This window comes from Desulfosalsimonas propionicica (genome assembly GCF_013761005.1).
Lineage (GTDB): Bacteria > Desulfobacterota > Desulfobacteria > Desulfobacterales > Desulfosalsimonadaceae > Desulfosalsimonas > Desulfosalsimonas propionicica.
On record NZ_JACDUS010000008.1, the window covers coordinates 78,286 to 98,907 of the forward strand.

The window sequence follows — 20,622 nt, forward strand, 5'->3', positions numbered from 1 at the left end:
GCAGCCGTGTTTTGTCAAATTCGTGGGAGTGCTTTGAAAAATACGAGAATCGATCTGCGGTTTTACTTTATTACCGATGACGGCACCTCAGGATCCGGGCCCCTGGAGCAGGCGAAAATTGCCATAGCAGCCGGGGCCACGGTTGTCCAGTACCGCAACAAGGCTTTTTCCGACCCGGATTTCAATGAAGCCCAAGCCATTGCCCAAATGTGTGCCATCCATGGGGTGAGATTTATCGTTAATGACGACATGATCCTGGCCCGGGCCCTGGGTGCTGACGGGGTGCATCTGGGCCAGCAGGACGCCGATCCGGCCCTTGCCCGGCAGATTCTGGGCCCTGGAGCCGTTGTGGGCGTTTCTGCTGCCAACCTTGAAGAGCTTGCGCGGACCGATACAGCCCCGTGCGATTATCTGGGAACCGGGCCGGTATTTGCCACGGGGACCAAGGCGGATGCCGGAGAGGCCATCGGTTTACACGGCCTTTCCGAAGTGGTCCGCCGGTCCGGTCTTCCTGTTGTGGCCATTGGCGGCATTTTTCCGGAATCTGTGGAAGCGTGCATGGAAAGCGGGGCAGACGGGGTGGCGGTGATCAGCGCCATAACCCGGGCAGATGATCCCGCAGCTGCAGCTGCCCGCTTTGCCGCAGCCTGCGGCACCCGGCCCCGGGTTTTGCAGACGCCCTGGCAGGACGAGTTTTTACTGATCGACCAGATTCTGGGACAGCCGGGCGATGGCCGAGACCCGCAAGGGCTGCTTCAGGTGGGCGCAGGTGATGACGCGGCTCTGCTTGCCGATATCGCCAGACCCGTGATCACCACCGATACCCAGCACGAAAACATTCATTTCCGCCGGTTTTGGCAGAGCTTCTTTGAGATCGGATACAAGGCCGCAGAAACCGCCTTCAGCGATCTGGCCGCCTGCTACGCCCGGCCCCTGGCGCTATTTGTCAACCTGTCACTGCCGGCTACGGTTTCCCGGGAAAATGTCACGGAAATTTATCAGGGCATCCGTAAATCCCTTGCCGCCTGTGGCGCGGTGCTTGGCGGCGGCAACGTGTCTTCCGGGCAAGATCTGGCCATTGACATGTTTGCTGTGGGATCCGGCCACGGCCGTATTTTTCCCGTACGCTCGGCTGCCCGGCCCGGCTTTGGGCTTTATGTCACCGGCCCCCTGGGCCGGGCCAGAGCCGGGCTGGAGTGCCTGATGCAGGGCGATTTTGCTTTTCCCGGCCTGGTTGAGGCGTTCAAATACCCCATGGCCCGGTTTGATGCAGCCGCGGTGCTGGCAGACCACCGGGTGGCCTGTGTCATGGATATCAGCGACGGACTGGCCGGAGATGTGGGCCATCTGGCCCAAGCCTCGGGGATCACCGCGGTCCTGGACCTTTGCCGGGCGCCGGCAGACCCGGAGTTTGCTTCTTTTTGCGAAAAATACCAAAAGCCGCCCGCAGATGTCATGGCCGAGGGCGGAGAGGATTATGAGCTGTTGTTTGCCTGCCCGCCGGAAGTGTTTGCCGCCATTGGCCGAAAGCTTCCCGGCGCCTTTTGCGTGGGCACCTGCCGGGCTTATAATGGCGAATCGGTCAGGGGGCTGCCCGAGGCAATTGAGAGCTTCGGCCATACAGCTTAAAAAACCGCCATGGAGATCAATTCATGAAATATTCAGAGGCATCACTTGGCCGGGTGTTTGTGATTCGGCTCGAAGACGGCGATATTGTCCATGAGGCCATTGAAGCCTTTGCTTCGGAAAACGGGATCACAGCCGCAGCCATCATCATCCTGGGCGGGGCGGACAAGGACAGCCGTCTGGTGGTGGGGCCTGAAAACGGCCGGACCGCGCAGATCACCCCCATGACCCATCTGCTTGAAGCGGTGCACGAGGCTGCTGGCACGGGTACGATTTTTCCCGATCAAGCGGGCAAACCCGTGGTGCATTTGCACATGGCCTGCGGCCGGGGGCAAAGCTGCGTGACCGGGTGCGTGCGCACAGGGGTGAAGGTCTGGCAGGTTATGGAAGCCGTGGTCATCGAGATTGCCGGCACAGATGCCCGGCGTTTGCCGGATGCTGCAACAGGTTTTGAATTGCTTTGTCCGTGATCAAAATGATCACAAAGCAAAGAAATCAACCTTATTTGCGAAACCATCCTGAAAAAGGAGGCCTGCGTTTATGATTCCCGTGATCCTGGCAGGCGGGTCCGGCACACGGTTGTGGCCCATGTCCCGGGAGCTTTACCCAAAACAGCTTCTTGCGATGACAGGCGCCTGTACCATGCTCCAGCAAACCCTGATGCGCCTTGACGGGATTGCGGACCTGGAGCCGCCGGTGGTGCTTTGCAATGAGACCTATAGATACGGCATTGCCCGCCAGCTTCGGCAAATCGGGGTCCACGGCTTTGAGCTCATCCTGGAGCCAGTCGGGAGAAACACAGCACCGGCGATTGCAGTGGCGGCGTTAAAAGCCATGTCCCGGTCCGAAGATGAGCAGATCCTGGTGCTGCCCGCAGACCACCTGATCCGGGATGCTGTCGCTTTCCATAAGGCAGTGGGCACAGCCGCCGCCTTTGCCCGGCAGGGGTATCTGACCACCTTTGGCGTGGTCCCCCAAAGCCCTGAGACCGGCTATGGCTATATCCGCAAAGGGCCGGCCGTGGATACCGGGGGCGCGGGTGCCGGAAAACCGGAAGCCTTTGCCATTTCCCGGTTTGTGGAAAAGCCGGATCTGGAAACCGCGCAGCAGTATCTGGATTCGGGGCAGTACTGCTGGAATTCAGGGATGTTTCTGTTTCAGGCCGCTGATATCTGGGAAGAAGTCAAACATTTTGCCCCGGACATGGCTGATGCCTGCAGCCTTGCCATAAAACACGGTCGGGTCGAGAATGATGCCCTTTTTCTGGACCCGGGCGCCTTTGGCCGGTGCCGGTCGGATTCCATTGATTATTCGGTCATGGAAAAAACCGCAAAAGGTGTGATGGTCCCGTTGGATGCCGGGTGGAGCGATCTTGGCTCCTGGGCGGCCATGTGGGAGTGCGGCACCCGGGATGAAAATGGAAACGTCTGCACAGGCGATGTTTGGGTCGAGAAAACAAAAAACAGCCTTGTATTTTCCCAATCTCGGCTGGTGGCCGCAGCCGGGATCCGGGATTTGGTGATTGTGGAAACTGCAGATGCCGTGCTGGTGGCCGACCGCACCCGGAGCCAGGAGGTCAAGTCGGTTGTGTCCGGTCTCAAGGCGCGCAACCGCAGGCAAGCCTTTTTGCATCCCACCCGGTTTTTGTCCTGGGGCGTTGTGATTGAAATCCACACTGACGCGCAATGCGCGGTCCGGCGCATTGAAATCGACCCTGAAAAAAGTTTTGAGATCATATCACCTGCAGATGCCGCGTGTTGCTGGAGCGTGATTTCGGGAAGCGGCTGGATGATCCGGGACCAGGGCCGGGAGAAAATGGATCAAGGCTTTTGCGGACATATCGGCCCGAAACAGCGACTGGGTGTGGAGGCCTGCGGCCAGGCGCCCCTGGTAATCCTGGAAACTTCCGTCCCGGCTGCGGGACCGGATCATCTGCTGGGATGATATGTGGAAAAATTCTTTGGAGGATAATGAGATATGGGCAACAGTGAAATCAAAGACGCGCTTTTTGACAAGGCCGACTTTATCGACCGGGTGGAAGGCGACATGGAACTGGCCGCAGAGATCGCAGAGATGTTTCTGGAGGATGCGGCCGAAAACATGGACAAGATCCGGCAGGCTGCCTTGGGAAAGGATTTCGGGGCATTGGGGCAGGCCTCGCATTCCCTGAAAGGGGCTTCTGCCAATTTGTCCGGCATGCGGGTGCGGCGGGCGGCCGCGGATCTGGAACGGGCCGCAAAGGAAAACAAACCACAAAGCGTTGAGCACTGTCTGGCTCTGCTTGAGGACGAACTGGCTGCTTTCCGGAGCGCATTGCAGGATCAGATTCTGCTTGTCCGGGGGGGATAGAGCGTCATGCAGGGGCCTTTCCGGCCGGAAGGGTCAGCAGACCAGTCGGGCGGATGCATGGTGTAAAACACCCGTTCGAGCATGAAGGACAGGATAAAGCAGGCCTCTGCCGACGAGGAAATGCGCTGGATGGAGTCCTGCAGGTGCGCTATCCGGTATTTGGCATGCGCAATGGCATAAAGGGCCTGCAGGGCGTCCGCGGTTTGCGAATCCGGCCTGCGGCCCAGCAGGATCTTTTCACGAATGCTTTTCTGCAGGTTCCGGGGCGAGGCTTTTAATATTTCGTCACGGCGCCGGTCCAGAAATGAATGGCGGTTGATCCGGGATGTGATGTCTGCTTCAAGCTGATGCTTTTCTTCGTATGCAGACCTGGCGAGAAAGGTTTTCAGGTGATGGGGGAATGAGATTTCAACAGATTCGGTTCGGTTTTGGTACCGCTTGATTTTTTCAATGAATTCGGCAATTGCGGTTTTCCAGAATTTGCCGGAAACGTTGGTATACATCCGGAGCAGTCGGTCCGGGTTTTTCCCGGCATTTCTCCGGGCCCTGATGATTTCGGGCATCAGCCGGCCGGTTTTGGCAAAAAGAACCCGGCCGTTGATGATTTGAAAGATAATGGCCACGGCTGCATACCAATCCTGGAGATAAAAGATGCGCTCAAGGGATTCGGGATAAAGTCGCTGGAGAATCGGGTTGGGAAACACGTGCGACGGGGTGGCAAAAGGCGGTGTCCCCGCCAGCAGGGGCTGGGGCGGTTTTTCCGCCTTGTTGAAACACATGGCGGTTTCCAGATCAATCAAGCCCAGCCCGTATGTGGAGGGATCTGCCAGGATGTGTTCAGCCGCGTCCAATTGGCGGTCGATAAACATGTTGTCCGGCTTCAGATCCCGGATGGCCACCCGTTGGTGATTTAAGCGATAGAGCAGTTCCAGTACACTGACTGTCAGACCCTTTATGCGAAGCCGGTTGGTTTGAAAGTTTTTGCGCTGGACGCGTGTGTGCACGGTTTTGTAAAGATTGTCCAGGCTCTGCCGGTTTTCCGCAATGAGTGCATCGGTTAGTTCGTGGAGCTTTTCGGGCAGGCCCTCGGGCAGATCGTCGGCCTCGATCTCCGGACGAAATCCTGCGATCCTGGAAAAAAACCACTGCCGGCGCTGGTAAGGCGCCACGCCCGTGTTTCCGTGTTTTCCGCTCAGGCGGTCCACCCGGTCTTCGAAGTCTGCGTAAAGGCGGCAAAGATCCAGGTAAACCGGTGCGCTGTGCTTTCCGTAAAGGGATTCGAACGTGGGCAGATCCGTAAACGCCTCAGGCATGCGCTGGAGGATATCGCTGCGCATCCGTTCCTTGACCACGTGCATGGATTCGATCACCTGATTGAAAAATCCGTGCCTGGAAAGCTCCATGAAATAAACAAAACTGTTGTTGATCTTCAGATACTGCTGCACCCCGGGTTTTGCCCGGAGTTCGGCAATACAGGCATTTTCGGTTTCTTCCGGGGTAACGCTTCCGGGCAGCGTGACAAAGGGCAGTTTTTTCAAGATGGTCTGCATACGGGGAAAGATACAGGAAATAGCCGGGGACAGGCGCCTTGCAATCCGGTGCTCCAGCTTGATGTGCGTCAGGTAGGTTTTCAGCTCCGTGATGGGATGGGGCGGAATTTTGATGACCAGCGGCTCGTCGTAGATCACGCTGAAGCACATGCTTTTGCTCTCCACCCGCTCACCAATGGGCAGTATGCTCATGCGCCGGTATTTATCAGTTTTCCCGATCCGGAGCTTTAATTCATAGACGGTACTGGCCGTTGAATTGTCGGATATGCGGACGGCTTCTGCGGCATCCGGTTTCTTGGCCGGTCCCAGTACCTGGATTGTAAACAGGTGCAGGAAATAATCGATTATGGACTGAATGTCTGCTGTTGCCTTGTGCATGGAAAAAACCTGGTTTGTCCTTTCAGCAGTAGGGTGGCCGGGCAGATCAATGGATGATGAAATGACTTCAGCCAAAACTGAGCGATTTTCAGGTTAGCTTGTCTTCAAGCCGGCCGTCAATGAGATTTTTTCCGCGGGAGTGGCGGGATTTACCGCAATTTTGCGGTTGACCTTTGTTTTTAAAAAGCCTATATTAATCAAAATTGATGAATTCCAAATAAAATCAAGAGGATTTGTTAAAATTGGTCCGTGTTTCCGAAAGCCGTCATGGAAGGTGTCTATGCCGTATGTGGTGCTGAAATCCGGTGAGCAAAAACTCAAGACCTATCGCCTTGATCCGTCCCGTAAAATTCGTATCGGCAGGGCCCAAAACAATGATATTCACGTGGAGGACTCGGCTGTCTCCAGCACGCACGCGGAACTGGAACCCGAAGGACGGCATTTTTACCTCACGGATTTCAACAGCCGAAACGGCACTTTTGTCAACAAGGAACTAGTGATTTCCCGCCGCCTGTCCCACGGGGACGTGATTTCACTGGGTAACCACACCATCGTTTTCGCATACGGCAATGATGAGCAAAGGCCGCCGGATTTTCAGGAAAATGCCCATCAGGCCACTTTGCAGATCGACACAGCAGATCACCGGGCCAGGCTGGCCAGGGGGGTTGCTGAAATGGCCGAGCCCGAGGAGAAGGAAACCGCTGTACAGCCGGTGATCAGTTTTTTGTCTGAAACCCGCCCCCCCATGCCTGTTGAAAAAAACCGGATAACCCTGGGAAAGGACGCGGGCTGCGATATCCGGGCCCGTGGCTGGCGTGTGCGCAAGGCCGAGGCATTTATTGAAAAGTTCGATGACAGCTATTATCTGGTTCCGGAGCACCCCAAAAGCCGTGTGAAGCTAAATTATCAGCCTGTCAAAACCCGCACTCAGCTTGCGGAATTCGATGTTATTGAACTGGGCGCCACTATGGTGCAGTTTCACTTTTGACGGAAGAATCCATGACTGCCCCAAGCCATCCGCCCGAGGATTCGCACCATCAGGCTGCCGCGACGGCATCCGGATTTGCCAGACGCCAGGAACTGGCGTTTTGGGCACAGCTGTTTTTAATTGCCGCGGTCCTGGCCGTACTCACCGCTGCGGCCCTGGGAAATGGTGCCGGAACATGGGTTTTTGGCGTCTCGGGCGGGGCAATGGCACTGCTGGCGGCATTGGCATGGAGGGTTTATGCCCGCTGGATCCGCCCGGCAAGGCACCTGATCGGCCAAATGATGATCGCAAAGCAGGCAGACCCGGGTTATAACCCGGACACCTCGGTGGTCCGCGATGTCCCCCGGGACTGGCGGCCCTGGTTTAATCTGGTGTCGCGCATCGGTCTGCGCCTGGCCGAACTGGAGCAGCGGGTTTCTGAGGCCGGGTTGGACCAGAAGCTTGAAAAAAATCTGCTGCGCCGCTTTTCCTGGGTGTTTGAGCGAAATGAAATTCTCACCCAGCAGCTAAAGGGAAAAAACGAGGCCCTGCTCCAGGAGATTGAAAAGCACAAGCAGACCACCCGGGAACTGGAGCGGCACCGGGATCATCTCGACGAAATGGTGCGGGAACGGGCTGCGGATCTGATGCGCACCAATGAACAGCTCCAGGCCACTATTGAAGAAGCCCGGGTACTGGCAAAAAATGCCGAGGAAGCCAACCGGGCCAAAAGCCAGTTTCTGGCCAATGTCAGCCACGAGATCCGTACTCCTTTAAACGCGGTCATCGGGTTTACCGACATGCTCATTGACACGGCCCTTGATGATACCCAGCTTGATTTTGCCCGCACCATCCGAAACAGCAGCGAAGCCCTGCTGACCCTGATCAATGACATCCTGGATTTTTCCAAAATTGAATCCGGGGAGCTGGAGCTGGAGAATATCGATTTTTCACCCGAGCTGCTGGCATATGACGTCTGTGAGCTGATCCGGCCACAGCTGGGCGAAAAACCCATAGAGCTGGTCTGCCGAATTGATCCGCGTCTGCCTTCTTATCTCAGGGGCGATCCCATCCGATTTCAGCAGGTGCTGCTCAACCTCATGGGCAACGCACCCAAGTTCACCGACTCCGGGGAGATCGTTCTGGGTCTTCACGCGGCCGAGCAGAGCCAAGACCAGCTCCAGGTGCATGCCACGGTCCGGGATTCGGGCATCGGCATTTCAGAGGAAAAACAGCAAAGGATTTTTGAACCATTTCACCAGGCAGACGGGTCCACCACCCGCAAATACGGCGGAACCGGGCTGGGGTTGTCCATTTCCAGGCAACTGGCCCAGCTCATGGGCGGCGATATTTACGTGGACAGCGAACCGGATGTGGGCAGCACATTCCATTTCACGGCTTGGCTTGAACGCTCTGAAAAAAAGGTGTCGTGGCAGGAATTGACCGCCGGCATTTCCGGTCGGCAGATTCTGATTGTGGATGACAACCAGGCCAACCTGGATATGCTGAAAAATGCCCTGCAAGCTGCGAAAATCCGGGTTTCCGACCTGCGCAACGGCATGGAGGTGGTGCCCACCCTGGACAGGGCCATAGTGGCGGGAAACCCCTTTGACGCCTGTATCATTGATATTCACATGCCGGGCATGAGCGGATACGAGGTGGCCCGACAGATCCGGCTTTCGGAAAAATCCGCCATTTCGCAGCTGCCACTGATCGCAGCCTCCTACCTGGTGGAGCGGGATCCGGAGCTGTTTGCCAGGGCCGGTTTCAGCCAGTCTCTGATTAAGCCTATCCGGCGCGAGAAAATGTTTCAGGTGCTTGATGAGTTGTTTAGCGGCAAAACAGGCAGTGCCGGCAAGGCCCGGCGCCTGCAGGGCGATGATTTGTCCGAAGCGGCGGAGTTTTTTCAGGGATTCGGGATTCTGGTGGCTGAAGACAATGCGGTGAATCAGAAGCTGATTCAGGTGCTGCTGCGCAAACTCGGCTGCCGGGTGGCCATTGCGGAAAACGGCCGGGAAGCGGTGGATGTTTTTACCCGGGAACCCGAAGACTGGGACCTGATTTTCATGGATATCCAGATGCCTGAGATGGACGGGTTTGAGGCCTTGAAATCAATCCGGGAACAGGGCTTTTCCCGGGTACCCGTGGTGGCCATGACCGCCCATGCAATGCAGGAACACAAGGAGGAGTGCCTGGCCGCGGGCATGAATGATTACATCTCCAAGCCCATCCGCAGGCCCGAGTTGCTCCGGGTGCTGCGGGAGTTTTGTCCGTAAGCCGTCCGTGTCCAATGCTTCCAGCCGGGCGCGTTTTTTTTACCGGGTTTATTTCAGCCTTTTTTCAACAGGCAGGACCACGGCCTCCAAATGCCGGTGGGCTTGTTTTTGGTCCTTAAACGTCTTGAAATCCCCAAGCAGATCGTTGAGTTTTTCATCCGGCACCTGCGCCTGCACCACCGTGGAACTGCCCGGATAGACCTGGGTGCCGTAGTGCTTGCCGTCGCAGTCCTTTCCCTCGCACATGTAATGGCGTACGTAATTTTCGATTTCATGACGATCCAGGATCTGCTCGATAACATCGCCGTATTCAAAATGAAAGGTGATATGCACGAATTTCATAAAGTCCTGCCTTTGGCCGGCTGCCGGGGCCAGTTCGCACCGGCCGCCCTTGAGTTTGATTTTATCGAAAAACCAGGTACATGATCACCAGTGCCGCTGCAATCCCTGCGGCTGCCAGGCTAATGACCCTGTGACGCAGGATCCGGGTCTGCAGGGAGTCAAACAGGGTATAGGCCACCGGGATGACCAGCAGGGTCAGGGCGGTGGCGGCAAACATGCCCATGGAAATGGCCACGCCCATGGGTGCCCGGGCTTCGCCGCCTGCGCCGAAGCCCAGGGCAATGGGGGCCATGCCGAGAATCGTTGAAATGGCGGTCATCAAAACCGGCCGGAACCGTACCCGGGCGGCCTGCCGGGTAGCTTCCATGACGGGCTGCCCCCGTGCCACCAAAACGTTGGTGTAGTCCACCAGGAGAATGGCGTTTTTGGTCACCAGCCCCAGCAGCATGATAATGCCGATAAAGGAAAATATGTTGATGGTCATGTTCAGGGCCCATAACGCCCCGAACGCACCCACCCCGGCAAGGGGCAGTGCCATCAGGATGGTCAGGGGGTGGAGAAACGACTCAAATTGGCCGGACATGACCAGAAAGATAAAGACAATGGCGAAGACCAGGGCCATGGTCAGATAGAAAAACGATTCCCGGAAGTCCCGGGACTGGCCGGTGATGGCGCTGTCAAATTCTGCCGGCACCTCGGTGTCAATATAGCCTTCCACCTTGGAAAGCGCGCGGCCCAGAGGCACGCCTGGGGGCAGATCCGAGCTGATGGTGGTGGCCCGGGCCCGGTTGAAGTGATGGATTTCGCTGGGGCCGGAACCTTCTTCCAGTTCCACCAGGTGGGCCATGTTGACCATTTGTCCGTCCTGGTTTCGCAGATAAATGCGATTGATTGCATCCGGGATGTTTTCCCTTTCTACGATTTCCGTAATCACGTCATAGCGTTCGCCCTGCCGTTCGATTTCCGTGATATCCGGCTCTCCAAAAACAAATCGCAGGGTGTTGGCGATCTCCGCCACTGTAATGCCCATTTCTTCGGCCTGCTTCCGGTTGACCCAGGCCTGCACTTCAGGCTTGTTGAGTTTCATGTCCGCGCGAACACCCGTAAAATCGGGCTGAGAGCGCATCCAGTTCATTACCTGTTCCTGGGCACCGGCCAGCTGTTCAATATCCTGATGGGTGAGCACCACCTGCAAAGGGGCTTCGGCACCCACAGGGCCGCCGCCTTCAATTGCATAGCCGCGAACGCCGGTGAGACGGTCCATTTTTTCGCGCACTTCGGCCATGATGGCCTGCTGGTTGCGGTCTCTTTCGGAATAGTGGGTCAGGCGCACAAACACCATGCCCTCGTTTACCTTGCCCGGCCCGGTTCTGGCCATGCCGATGGCCATGAAAAAGGAGCGGATTTCGTCAACTCCCGAGAGGATCTCCTCGATTTGTTTTCCATAGCGGTCCGTGTTGGTCAGGGTGGCGCCTTCCACGGTTTCATAGGCGATCATGAACTGGCCTTCGTCTGAGCTGGGTACAAATTCAGATTCCAGGCGGGTGAGAAAGAAAAGACCCGCCCCCAGGGCCAGCACTGCAATGCCAACGGTCACAGCCCGCTGTCTGAGGGCGGCATTTAAAATGGGATTGTAGATTTTTTCCAGGGTTTTGAAAAATACTTCAGTAAAGCGAAACACCACGGGCCGCCTGGCATAGGCTGCCGGCGCCCGGAGATACCGGGAACAGAGCATGGGTGTCAGTGTCAGGGCAGTAAACGTAGAGGCCAGAACGGTTACCGCAACCGTGAGGCCGAATTCGAAAAAAAACCGGCCGATCATCCCGGGCATAAAGGCCACTGGAATAAAAACAGACAGCAGGGCCAGGGTATTGGCGATTGCGGCAAAGGCGATTTCGGTTGTTCCCGTTCGGGCGGCGGGTTTGGCATCCGCGCCATGCTCCATATGCCGGTAGCAGCTTTCCAGCACCACAATGGCGTCATCAACCACCAGTCCCACCACCAGGATCAGGCCCAGAAGTGAGAGCACGTTTAATGAAAATCCCAGGTAGAAAATGACTGCCATGCCGGCCAGAAGGGAGGTGGGGATGGTGATGGCGGCAATTACGGTCCCGCGGATGGTTCCGAGAAAAAACAGAATCACCACGGCCACCAGGGCTGTGGCAATAAAAATGGTGGTGATCAGGTCGTTGATGTTCTCACTGATAAACTCGGAGTCATCAGATGCCACCTGATACCGCAGTCCCGGCAGGAAGTCTTTTTCAACAGACTTCATTTCCCGCCTGACCCGCTCCACTACGTCCACCAGGTTGGCATCGGATTGCTTGACCACGCCCAGGCCCACGGAGGGTTCGGTGTTGTAGCGGGCCACGTTGCGGTCATTTTCCACCCCGTCCACTGCTTCGCCCACGTCTGCCAGGCGCACGGGAGAGCCGTTTCGATGGGTGATGATAATGTCGTTGAATGGCGCAGCATCAGCAAACCTTCCCTCGGTCTTGATCAGAAATTCGCGCTCCCGGCTTTCAATCCGTCCGGACGGGATATCGATATTCTGGGCCTGGATTTTTTCCACCACTTCCCGGGCGGTGAGGTTGTGGCCGGCCAGCTTGTCGGGATCCAGGCGGATGCGCACGGCGTACTTGCGCTCTCCCCCGATAAAGATCTGGCCCACCCCGGGAAGCCGCTCCAGGCGGTTTTTGATTACCGTGTCAGCATATTCGGTCATGCTCACAGGGTCCCAGCGCTTATCTCCCCGCAGGGAAATCCACATCACCGCCTGGGCATCCGGGTCAACCTTGCGGATCACCGGCTCCTCGATGTCATCGGCCATGTCCGGCCGGGCACGGGTAACCCGGTCGCGCACGTCCTGGGCCGCCAGATCAATGTCGCGGTAGAGCTCAAACTCCACTGTGACCACACCAACCTGCTCCCGGCTGGTGGATTTGATCTCCTTGACGCCTTCAATGGTGTTTAGCTGCTCTTCCAGGGGTTCGACCACTTCGGTTTCAATCACCTCGGGGTCGGCTCCGGGCAATACGGCGCTGACATTGACAATGGGAAACTCCACGTCCGGATATTCCCGCACCGGCATCTGGTTGTAGCCAAACAACCCGAAAATGAAAATCACCAAAAACAGCACCGTGGTCAATACAGGTCTGCGGATGCATAGATTCCAGATCATAATCGGTCAAATACCTTATATTCGTGTCCGGTGAAATCCGGACAAAATTGAATCATAACATTCCGGGTTTATTCCGAACAGACTTCAGCGCCTTCGTATAGGGAAATATGGCCGGCCCGGACAATGGTTTCACCTTCTTCCAGCCCGCTTGTGATTTCAACGGTTCCGGGCCTGCGAAGGCCGATTTTCACTTCCCGGCCTTTGGCGCGGCCGTTTGCAATGACAAAGACCATATAGCCGGATCGCGTGGGGATCAAGGCTTCTTCCGGGATGGTGAGCACCCCTTCCCGGGTCCCGGAGATGAGTTCCACGGACGCAAATCCCCCCGGTCGAAGCTGGTTTTCCGGGTTGCCGGCTTGCGCCTGGATTCTTAAGCTCCGGGTGCCGGGGTCGATCTGCGGGTCGATGAAGTAAATGGTGCCGGCAAATTTTTCTTCCGGATAAGCCGGTGCGCTGATACGGATTTGCTGACCGACGCGGACCTGTCCCATATGGCGTTCCGGCACGGTGAAGCGGATTTTTAAACGGTCCACCTGGACAACACCGGTCAGTTGGGTCTCGGTGTCCACGAGTTGTCCGGCATCCACGTGATGAGCGCCTGCAAACCCGTCAAACGGCGCCCGGATTTTGGTGTCTTTTAGTGTTTCCCGGATGTTTTCGATTTCCGCCTGAATGCGTTTGACCTGGGCGCTCAGGGCCTGATACCGGGTGCGCGCTTCATCACGGGCTTCCTCGGTGCCCAGTTTTTGCTCATAGAGCCGCTGGCGGCGCTTAAACACCAGGCGGGCGTTTTCCAGGTTGGCCCGGGTCTCTTCCAGGGCGGCCTGCCGGGCATCGAGCTCAGCGCGGATCTTGGCGTCATCAATGGTAAAAAGCAGTTGTCCCTTTTTCACCCGCGCGCCTTCTTCAAACTCCACGGTTTCGATGATACCGCTGACTTCCGGGTATACCTTCACGCTCTGAAAGGCCTCGATGCTGCCGATGCCGTTGATGATTTCCTCAAGATCGGCTGTTTCCACTTTGGTCCGGTCCACGCTGACGCATGATTCAGACTCCTTGTCCTGCTGCCCGTCCTTTTGGCTGTTATCGGCGCCGCAGCCCCAGACCAGCAGCAGTGCCAGGATCAGGGCCGCAAGTCCCGGAGCCGTGCCGCAGGCCCGCCGCCTGTCTGCTCTATCCGTTTTCATTGAGAATCTCCTTTTCCAGCAGATCGCTTTGAAATGTTCCGGTTGCCAGATCCAGCCGGATCAGGTCCAGCTGATAGGTGTAATAGGCCTGGGCAAGACGGTTTTCCGCTTCATTTAACGCGGTAAACGCATCCACCTGGTCCACGGCTGTCACCAGTCCTTCTTCGAACTGGGCAGAGACCTGCTCATAATTGCGTGTTGCAGAGCGCACCTGCTGTTTGAGCTGGTCAATGACTTTCTGCTGGGTTCTAATGTCGAGATAAACACTGCGCACCTGGTTTCGAATCTCTTTTCGCAGCCGGCTGAGACTGTATTGGGCCTGGCTTTTCTCCGAGCGTGCGCGGTCGACCTCGGCGGTGGTCTGCCAGCCGGTAAACAGGGGGTAGGAAAGTACCAGGCTGGCGTTCCAGTCGTCATGCTCTCCGTAAAACAGGGACTCTTCATCTGTGCGGATATACTGGGCATTCAGGCTAAGGTTCGGGAAATAGTCAGCCTTCTCATAATCCACCCGTTGATCCGCAGCCTCAAGTTCTCTGGCGGCCTGATCAAAATCCGGGCGGTTGGCCAGGGCCCTGGAAAACAATTCTGAAATCGGCGCTGACCCAAATGATCGTTCAGAAGGCTCCCGGATCGGTCCGGCAATGGAGTCGATCCCCATTTCCAGGGCCAGGCGTTCCAGGGCAATGTCATACTGATTTTTGGCACGCTCCAGCTGCTCGCGGCTCTGAGCCACCTGGACTTCGGCGCGCAGCACATCGGTTTGGGTCAATATGCCGACCCGGAACTGGGCTTCGGCCCGGTCCAGCTGCTGAACAGCCCTTTTTAATGCATTTTCGGCGATTTCAATGGCCCTTCGCCCCAGCAGCGCCTCGTAATACTGGACGCTGACCTGGTATAAAATTTCCTGCACCCGCCTCAAATGGCGGAACCTGGATCCTTCATAATAATGTTGCGCAATTTTTCTGGCGGACCAGACTTTGCCCCACTGGTAGATGTGCTGATCGAGCTGCAGGGTCAGGGTGTTATAGTTGTCCGGGGATGACAGCGAGGAAATTCCTCCGCCCGCCGATGATCTGCCCAGATCCGAGTCCTTTTGCCGGTTGTGGGCCCCGCGCAGGCTGAGCTGGGGATAGAGATTGGAAGTGGCCGAGGTGATATCGGTTCTGGCGTTGACCAGGTCCTGTTGGGAAATGCCCACCTGTTCATTTTCCTCTAATGCGGTTTGAAATGCCTGTTCAAGGGTTAAGCCCGGGGTTTGCCCGGGGGCCGTGGCGGTCTGCCCGGCTTTTGCCATGCCGCAAGTCAGCATGAGCATCAAAGCTGCCACAGTGAAAATAAGGCTGGTTTTTTTCATGGATTGCCCCTGCATGTCATTGTCCTTGTTCTATTTGTCACCTGTTTTGAAGCGATTTGAAACCGTTTGGCAGTTTTGTTCGCCGGGGGTAAGCGCTCTTCGGCAAAAGGCAATGGCCCCTTCGGTCAGGTGCGGGGTATTGATGGCTTTTGTCAGATTCATATGTGTTATGCCGAAAATCAGGCTGTGAATAACCGAGGCGGTTTCGTTGATATTTTTACAAGCAATGCTTCCGTCGGCAAGTCCGGTTTCCAGGCTTTTTTCAATCAGACCGATGACCTGCTGCTGAAGGGATGCAATCAGGGTTGTTTCCGGATCTGACGCCTCCACCGGGTCGGGGAAAAATCGTTGAAAAATCCGGATCTGCTGGATGTGATCCCGGCTGAAGTTTTCGTTAAACCGGATGATGGCCTCGATTCCGGCGATTCCGGTGGTTTTTCGGGCAAGGACGTTTTTTAGATTGTGCAGGTACTCTTCCCCGGCCATGGAAAAAATTTCATGAATGATGCCCCGTTTGTTTTTAAAATGATAAAACAGGGTGCCATGGGCCACGCCGGCGTCTTCAGCGATCTCGGCCGTGGAGGTCTCGGCAAAGCCCTTTTGGGCAAAAAGTCGGGTGGCGGATTCAATAATTGCCTGTTTACGGCCCACGGGTTCGCCTTTTTGGGTTGCGGTAGAGTTGAATTTTTTATTTCATGCAAATGGAGGTTTGATTTTTTTCAGAAACTGAGTGAGTTGTCAATCAGTTTTTTCAGTGTTATTTTTTCAGCCCGAAGATTGATGGCACCGTAAAAAGTCTGATTTCAGATGGTGCCATCAAGATCCCGGAACCGGAATTATCCACCGATGGTGTTCATGCGGTTGAGACCGGTGGCTTGCCGGGTCTGGAGATTATGCTGTTCGGGCTTGCTGGCCACGGCTTCGAGAAAAATGCCGGCCAGGGTTTTGTCGGAAACCTTGTTTCGCAGGGCGGTTTTGATGTCCGTGGTTTGGTTGGAAAGCAGGCAGGCGCGCAGCCGCCCGTCGGCTGTCAGGCGCAGCCGGTTGCATTCCCGGCAGAAATGCCGGCTCACGGCAGTAATCAGGCCGATTTCACCCAATGCTCCGGCAAACCGGTATCGCCTGGCCGGTCCGTCATTTTTCTGCCGGTTCACCGGTTCCAGCGGCGCAACACGCTGGAGGCGATTGTGGATTTCGGGTGCGAGCAGAGGTGTATGGTCGGAAAAGGAGGCTTCCCCGAAAGGCATCTGTTCAATGAAGCGCACATGTACGGGGTATGCATACGTCAGCCGGGCAAGCTCGGTGAGTTCATTGTCGTTGACCCCGTTTAAGGCCACCGCGTTGATTTTTACCGGGGAGAAACCCATTTCCAGGGCGGTTTCAATGCTGTCCCATACCCGCGAAAAAGCGTGCACGCCGGTAATCTGCTTGTATTTTTCCGGCTGCAGGGTATCCAAACTGATGTTGAGCCGCCGGATGCCAATTTCCCGGAGCCTGGGCAAATGACGCTTTAACATCACGCCGTTGGTCGTCACGGAAATGTCGGATAAACCCGGTATTCGGGTCAGTTCTTCGAGAAAATCGCAGCAGCCCTTGCGTACGAAAGGTTCGCCGCCCGTAACGCGCGCCTTGACAATGCCGAGACTGACCCCGACGCGGACCACGCGGAGGATCTCCTCGTAGCGAAGAATGGATTCATGGGGCATCTTCTCAATTGGCCAGCCCGGGGCGCAATAACAGCAGCGCAGGTTGCAGCGGTCCGTGATGGAGATTCGCAGATAGTTTATATGGCGGTGATAAGAATCGACCAGGGTTTGTTGCGGCAATGAGTTGTGCATAAGTAAAATTGTCGTTTGGGTAAGGTTGAGACCGGCATAACAGGCCGGAAAAATTTTTCCGGAACCGGGCCGGTTTGATTGTATTTGCACCGGAGCGTCTTTCTGGCAGGAAACTATACCATATTCTTCAGGCAGGTCCATGAAAAAACCGTCTTTACTTTGGAACCAGGCAACTTATTATTGTACCAATGAAAAATGTTTGGCAGTATTGACAATGTCGACCTGATTGTATTAATGGAAAGTTTTTGAATTCGGCGTTGTTTTCAACGAAACCATATTGGCAGGGACCCCCGATGGCACATGTTCACAAGTACGAGCGACAGCAGTTTGAAAAATTGTTTCGCCAGGAGCAGATTGATCATCTTGATAAACGCCTGCAGATTCTTGACGCGTTTTTGCAGATCGAAGGCCATGTGACCGCCGGACTGCTTGAACAAAAGCTGCAGGAGAAACACGGAGATCAGTTTTCAGAAAATTTTGTCACCGAAACCCTGGAGCTGATGTGCCGGTTCGGATTTGCCCGGAAAAACCGTTTTCAAAACGGCGAAGCACAGTATGAGCACCGGCATCTGGGCCACCATCACGATCACATGATATGTACCAAGTGCGGCCGGGTCATAGAGTTTGAAAATCAGCATATAGAAGCGCTGCAGCAGGAAGTGGCCCATTCGTACGGATTTCATCTTCTCCAGCATCGCCTGGAAATGTACGGCATTTGTTCTGACTGCATGCAGCAACGGATGCATCAGATGCCGCTGTATGCGGCCAAGCCCGGAGAGCGGGTTGTGATAACGGAATTGACCGGCGGCAGCAGTTCCAGGCTGCGCCTGATGAGCATGGGGCTGCGCGTTGATGACCATGTAGAAATCATTACCAATTACGGCCGGGGCCAGGTGGTGGTGGCAGCGGGCAATCAGCGTTACGTACTTGGCCGGGGCCTGGCCGGCAAAATTATCGTGGAGCCGCAGGCCGGAAAAAATTCCGGGAAGGGCGCAGATGCCGCCCGATAGTTTATGGACCTGATAGCAAACCCAATGCCCTGACCCAAAACTGGAATTGGCCCGGGCAATGCGATATAGAATGGAGAAAATGCCGGCATGCGTTTGAGCGAGATGAGAGAGGGACAGTCCGGAAGGATTGTATCCGTAGGCGGGGATATGCGGCTTCGGCGGCGGATTCTGGAAATGGGACTGACCCGGGACTCAAAATTTTATATTGAAAAATATGCGCCATTGCGTGATCCCCTTGAGCTCACCACCCGCGGGATGCATGTTTCTTTGCGTGTAAAGGAGGCCATGGCCATTACCGTGGAACCCCTGGAGACGGACCATGGCTGAAAAAAACATAAGAATCGCCCTAACCGGAAATCCCAATTCAGGCAAAACCACCATTTTTAATCATCTCACCGGCACGCGCCAGAAAGTGGGCAACTGGCCGGGGGTGACTGTGGAGAAAAAGGAAGGCGATGTTGAAAAATTCGGCTGCCATTTAAAAATTGTCGATTTGCCCGGCACCTACAGTCTTACCCCTTTTTCCATTGAAGAAATCGTGGCACGCAATTACATACTGGATGAAAATCCGGATGTGGTCATCGACATCATCGACGCCTCCAACCTGGAGCGCAGCCTGTACCTGGCCAATCAGCTGCGGGAATTGAACTGTAAGGTGATTTTTGCCTTAAACATGGCAGACCTGGCGCTTGCCAGGGGGTATAAAATCGATGCGGCCAAACTTTCCGAACTGCTGGGCGTGCCCGTGGTGTTTACCGTGGGCAACAAGGGGCAGGGCCTTGATGATCTGATGAAGACGGCTGTGGAATCCGCACAAATCGATGTCTGTATCCCGGAAACCCGAAAAGTTCGTTACTCCAACGATATAGAAAAGGCCATTGCTGAGCTCCGCACTGCAATCGAAGAACGCACCGGGCCGGATTTTCCCTATGACCGGCGATGGACGGCCGTCAAGCTGCTGGAAGATGACACCATAATCCGGCAGCGGCTGGATGAACTTCTGGGCCAGGACAGCCGTGAACTCATGGAAGCCGCGGGCCGGCTCCGGGCCCGGTTGACCGATTTGTTCCATGAGGAACCGGAGATTGTGCTCACAGATGAGCGCTATGGGTTTATCGCGGGTATTATCAAGGAGGTGATGATATCCTCCACCCGCCGGCGGGTGGATGTTTCCCGCAATATTGATATGGTGCTGACCAATCGGTTTCTGGGATTCCCCATTTTTATTTTTTTTATCTGGGCAATGTTTCAGATCACCTTTACCCTCGGAGCCTATCCCATGGAATGGCTGGAAGCCGGCATCGGGATGATTTCCGGCGGCCTCGATGCAATGCTGCCGCCGGGAGTTGTGAAAAGTTTTCTGCTTGACGGGGTCATTGCCGGGGTGGGCAGCGTGCTGGTTTTTTTGCCCAATATTTTGCTGCTGTTTTTTTGCATTGCGCTTTTTGAGGATACCGGGTACATGGCGCGGGCCGCTTTTTTAATGGACCGGATCATGCATTTGATCGGGCTCCACGGCAAATCGTTTATCCCCATGCTCATGGGATTTGGCTGCAATGTGCCGGCGATTATGGCGGCCCGGACCCTGGAAAGTCCCAAGGACCGAATTTTAACGGTGATGATCACCCCTTTTATGTCCTGCTCGGCCCGGCTTCCGGTTTATATCGTGCTGGCCGGCACCTTTTTTGCCGCCCACGCCGGCACCGTGATATTCCTGCTGTATCTCACCGGCATTGCTGTGGCCATTTTAACGGGCCGGCTTTTGCGGAGTTTTTTGCTCACCGGAGCCGATGCCCCGTTTGTCATGGAACTGCCGCCCTACCGGGTGCCCATGCTCAAAAGCCTCTTGATTCACATGTGGGACCGGGCCAAGATGTTTTTAAAGAAAATGGGCGGCATTATTCTTGTGGGATCCATTATCATCTGGGTTTTGTCCGCCTATCCGAAAAATATCGATTATGATGTGGACTACCAGGCCCGGATTCAGGCGGTAAATCAGCAATATGCGGCGCAGATCGCCGATGCCGGACCGCAGCAGAAGCAGGGCCTCAAACAGCAGCAGCAGCAGCAAATCGATCGTCTCCAGCGGGAAAAACAGGTGGAACATGCCGAAAAATCCTACCTTGGCCGTATCGGTCAGGTGATGAGTCCGGTCTTTGAGCCCATCGGCATTGAGTGGCGTGGCAGTGTGGCGATTCTCACCGGTTTTGTGGCCAAGGAAATCGTGGTCAGCACCCTGGGGGTTTTGTACGCCGTAAAAGGCGAAACCGATTCCGAGGCCCTGCGTCGGGCATTGCAACGTTCCGGGATGACTCCGCTTTCCGCATTGTCCCTGATGGTTTTTGTCCTTCTCTACATCCCCTGCCTGGCCACTGTTGCCGCCATTGCCAGAGAGACCGGATCGGTCCGGTGGGCCTTTCTGAGTGTGGCCCACACCACGGCGGTGGCATGGACGGCTTCGTTTGTTGTTTACCAGGGCGGCGGGTTATTGGTGGGATGAGCGAAAGAAGTGGTGCTGATTTTGGGTTAATGCTCAAAATCCTTGCGTGTAGGACTGCTCATGG

At 55.7% G+C, this 20,622-nt stretch carries 16 protein-coding genes; 9 read left to right on the plus strand and 7 right to left on the minus strand.

From position 1 onward, the window contains the following. The first annotated feature begins 33 nt into the window (after positions 1-33). From thiL to HNR65_RS12975, 4 genes are all read left to right on the plus strand, one after another. Entirely contained in the window at positions 34-1,629 is a 1,596-nt protein-coding gene (thiL, locus tag HNR65_RS12960; protein WP_181551935.1) for a thiamine-phosphate kinase, read from the plus strand. 23 nt (positions 1,630-1,652) lie between these two features. Then, positions 1,653-2,096 carry a PPC domain-containing DNA-binding protein gene (locus tag HNR65_RS12965; protein WP_181551936.1) on the plus strand — a complete coding sequence of 148 codons (444 nt, stop codon included), beginning with the start codon at positions 1,653-1,655 and terminating at the stop codon, positions 2,094-2,096. Positions 2,097-2,166: 70 nt separating this feature from the next. Continuing rightward, positions 2,167-3,570, plus strand: a complete 1,404-nt coding sequence (locus tag HNR65_RS12970; protein ID WP_181551937.1) for a mannose-1-phosphate guanylyltransferase/mannose-6-phosphate isomerase — start codon at positions 2,167-2,169, stop codon at positions 3,568-3,570. A 33-nt stretch (positions 3,571-3,603) separates the two neighbouring features. Next, on the plus strand, positions 3,604-3,975 hold the full coding sequence (locus HNR65_RS12975) for an Hpt domain-containing protein (RefSeq protein ID WP_181551938.1): 372 nt from the start codon (positions 3,604-3,606) through the stop codon (positions 3,973-3,975). Here the strand turns inward: HNR65_RS12975 and HNR65_RS12980 are convergent. Next, positions 3,948-5,903, minus strand: a complete 1,956-nt coding sequence (locus tag HNR65_RS12980; protein WP_181551939.1) for a protein kinase family protein — start codon at positions 5,901-5,903, stop codon at positions 3,948-3,950. The two genes, HNR65_RS12975 and HNR65_RS12980, sit on opposite strands and share 28 nt — an antisense overlap. Before the next feature lie 280 nt (positions 5,904-6,183). Here HNR65_RS12980 and HNR65_RS12985 point away from each other — a divergent pair, with 280 nt between their 5' ends. Beyond that, the gene (locus HNR65_RS12985; protein WP_181551940.1) at positions 6,184-6,891 is read left to right on the plus strand and encodes an FHA domain-containing protein; all 708 of its coding nucleotides are present in this window, start codon (positions 6,184-6,186) and stop codon (positions 6,889-6,891) included. A gap of 11 nt (positions 6,892-6,902) precedes the next feature. Continuing rightward, a complete protein-coding gene (locus HNR65_RS12990; RefSeq protein WP_181551941.1) occupies positions 6,903-9,146 on the plus strand; it encodes a response regulator in 2,244 nt (747 codons plus the stop codon). 48 nt (positions 9,147-9,194) lie between these two features. Here the strand turns inward: HNR65_RS12990 and HNR65_RS12995 are convergent, their stop codons facing one another. The 6 genes from HNR65_RS12995 to moaA form a co-directional block, all read right to left on the minus strand. Further along, complete coding sequence (locus HNR65_RS12995) at positions 9,195-9,488, minus strand: PG0541 family transporter-associated protein (protein WP_181551942.1); 294 nt, start codon at positions 9,486-9,488, stop codon at positions 9,195-9,197. Positions 9,489-9,549: 61 nt separating this feature from the next. Continuing rightward, entirely contained in the window at positions 9,550-12,669 is a 3,120-nt protein-coding gene (locus HNR65_RS13000; protein WP_181551943.1) for an efflux RND transporter permease subunit, read from the minus strand. Positions 12,670-12,737: 68 nt separating this feature from the next. Beyond that, positions 12,738-13,856, minus strand: a complete 1,119-nt coding sequence (locus HNR65_RS13005; RefSeq protein WP_181551944.1) for an efflux RND transporter periplasmic adaptor subunit — start codon at positions 13,854-13,856, stop codon at positions 12,738-12,740. Next, the gene (locus HNR65_RS13010) at positions 13,843-15,210 is read right to left on the minus strand and encodes a TolC family protein (protein ID WP_181551945.1); all 1,368 of its coding nucleotides are present in this window, start codon (positions 15,208-15,210) and stop codon (positions 13,843-13,845) included. The genes HNR65_RS13005 and HNR65_RS13010 overlap by 14 nt, the downstream gene beginning before the upstream one ends. Positions 15,211-15,240: 30 nt before the next feature. Continuing rightward, entirely contained in the window at positions 15,241-15,861 is a 621-nt protein-coding gene (locus HNR65_RS13015) for a TetR/AcrR family transcriptional regulator (RefSeq protein ID WP_181551946.1), read from the minus strand. A gap of 185 nt (positions 15,862-16,046) precedes the next feature. Beyond that, positions 16,047-17,048 carry a GTP 3',8-cyclase MoaA gene (moaA, locus tag HNR65_RS13020; protein WP_181551947.1) on the minus strand — a complete coding sequence of 334 codons (1,002 nt, stop codon included), beginning with the start codon at positions 17,046-17,048 and terminating at the stop codon, positions 16,047-16,049. Positions 17,049-17,341: 293 nt separating this feature from the next. On the opposite strand from moaA, the gene HNR65_RS13025 reads away from it, so the two are divergent. The 3 genes from HNR65_RS13025 (at position 17,342) to feoB (ending at position 20,558) form a co-directional block, all read left to right on the plus strand. After that, positions 17,342-18,058 carry a transcriptional repressor gene (locus tag HNR65_RS13025; RefSeq protein ID WP_181551948.1) on the plus strand — a complete coding sequence of 239 codons (717 nt, stop codon included), beginning with the start codon at positions 17,342-17,344 and terminating at the stop codon, positions 18,056-18,058. An 87-nt stretch (positions 18,059-18,145) separates the two neighbouring features. Beyond that, positions 18,146-18,385, plus strand: coding sequence for a FeoA family protein (locus HNR65_RS13030; protein ID WP_181551949.1), 240 nt, complete (start codon positions 18,146-18,148; stop codon positions 18,383-18,385). Further along, positions 18,378-20,558: a ferrous iron transport protein B gene (gene feoB / locus HNR65_RS13035; RefSeq protein WP_181551950.1), complete on the plus strand. Its 2,181-nt coding sequence runs from the start codon at positions 18,378-18,380 to the stop codon at positions 20,556-20,558. Before HNR65_RS13030 ends, feoB begins: the two co-directional genes overlap by 8 nt. Positions 20,559-20,622 lie beyond the last annotated feature (64 nt).

Excerpts from the sequence above, each read along its gene's own strand:
- HNR65_RS13025 (WP_181551948.1), top strand. The coding sequence starts at position 17,342 with ATGGCACATGTTCACAAGTACGAGCGACAGCAGTTTGAAAAATTGTTT.
- HNR65_RS13000 (WP_181551943.1), bottom strand. The coding sequence starts at position 12,669 with ATGATCTGGAATCTATGCATCCGCAGACCTGTATTGACCACGGTGCTG.
- HNR65_RS13010 (WP_181551945.1), bottom strand. The coding sequence starts at position 15,210 with ATGAAAAAAACCAGCCTTATTTTCACTGTGGCAGCTTTGATGCTCATG.
- HNR65_RS12975 (WP_181551938.1), top strand. The coding sequence starts at position 3,604 with ATGGGCAACAGTGAAATCAAAGACGCGCTTTTTGACAAGGCCGACTTT.
- HNR65_RS12970 (WP_181551937.1), top strand. The coding sequence starts at position 2,167 with ATGATTCCCGTGATCCTGGCAGGCGGGTCCGGCACACGGTTGTGGCCC.
- HNR65_RS12990 (WP_181551941.1), top strand. The coding sequence starts at position 6,903 with ATGACTGCCCCAAGCCATCCGCCCGAGGATTCGCACCATCAGGCTGCC.
- HNR65_RS13005 (WP_181551944.1), bottom strand. The coding sequence starts at position 13,856 with ATGAAAACGGATAGAGCAGACAGGCGGCGGGCCTGCGGCACGGCTCCG.
- feoB (WP_181551950.1), top strand. The coding sequence starts at position 18,378 with ATGGCTGAAAAAAACATAAGAATCGCCCTAACCGGAAATCCCAATTCA.
- HNR65_RS13030 (WP_181551949.1), top strand. The coding sequence starts at position 18,146 with ATGCGTTTGAGCGAGATGAGAGAGGGACAGTCCGGAAGGATTGTATCC.
- HNR65_RS12980 (WP_181551939.1), bottom strand. The coding sequence starts at position 5,903 with ATGCACAAGGCAACAGCAGACATTCAGTCCATAATCGATTATTTCCTG.
- HNR65_RS12985 (WP_181551940.1), top strand. The coding sequence starts at position 6,184 with ATGCCGTATGTGGTGCTGAAATCCGGTGAGCAAAAACTCAAGACCTAT.
- moaA (WP_181551947.1), bottom strand. The coding sequence starts at position 17,048 with ATGCACAACTCATTGCCGCAACAAACCCTGGTCGATTCTTATCACCGC.
- HNR65_RS12965 (WP_181551936.1), top strand. The coding sequence starts at position 1,653 with ATGAAATATTCAGAGGCATCACTTGGCCGGGTGTTTGTGATTCGGCTC.
- HNR65_RS12995 (WP_181551942.1), bottom strand. The coding sequence starts at position 9,488 with ATGAAATTCGTGCATATCACCTTTCATTTTGAATACGGCGATGTTATC.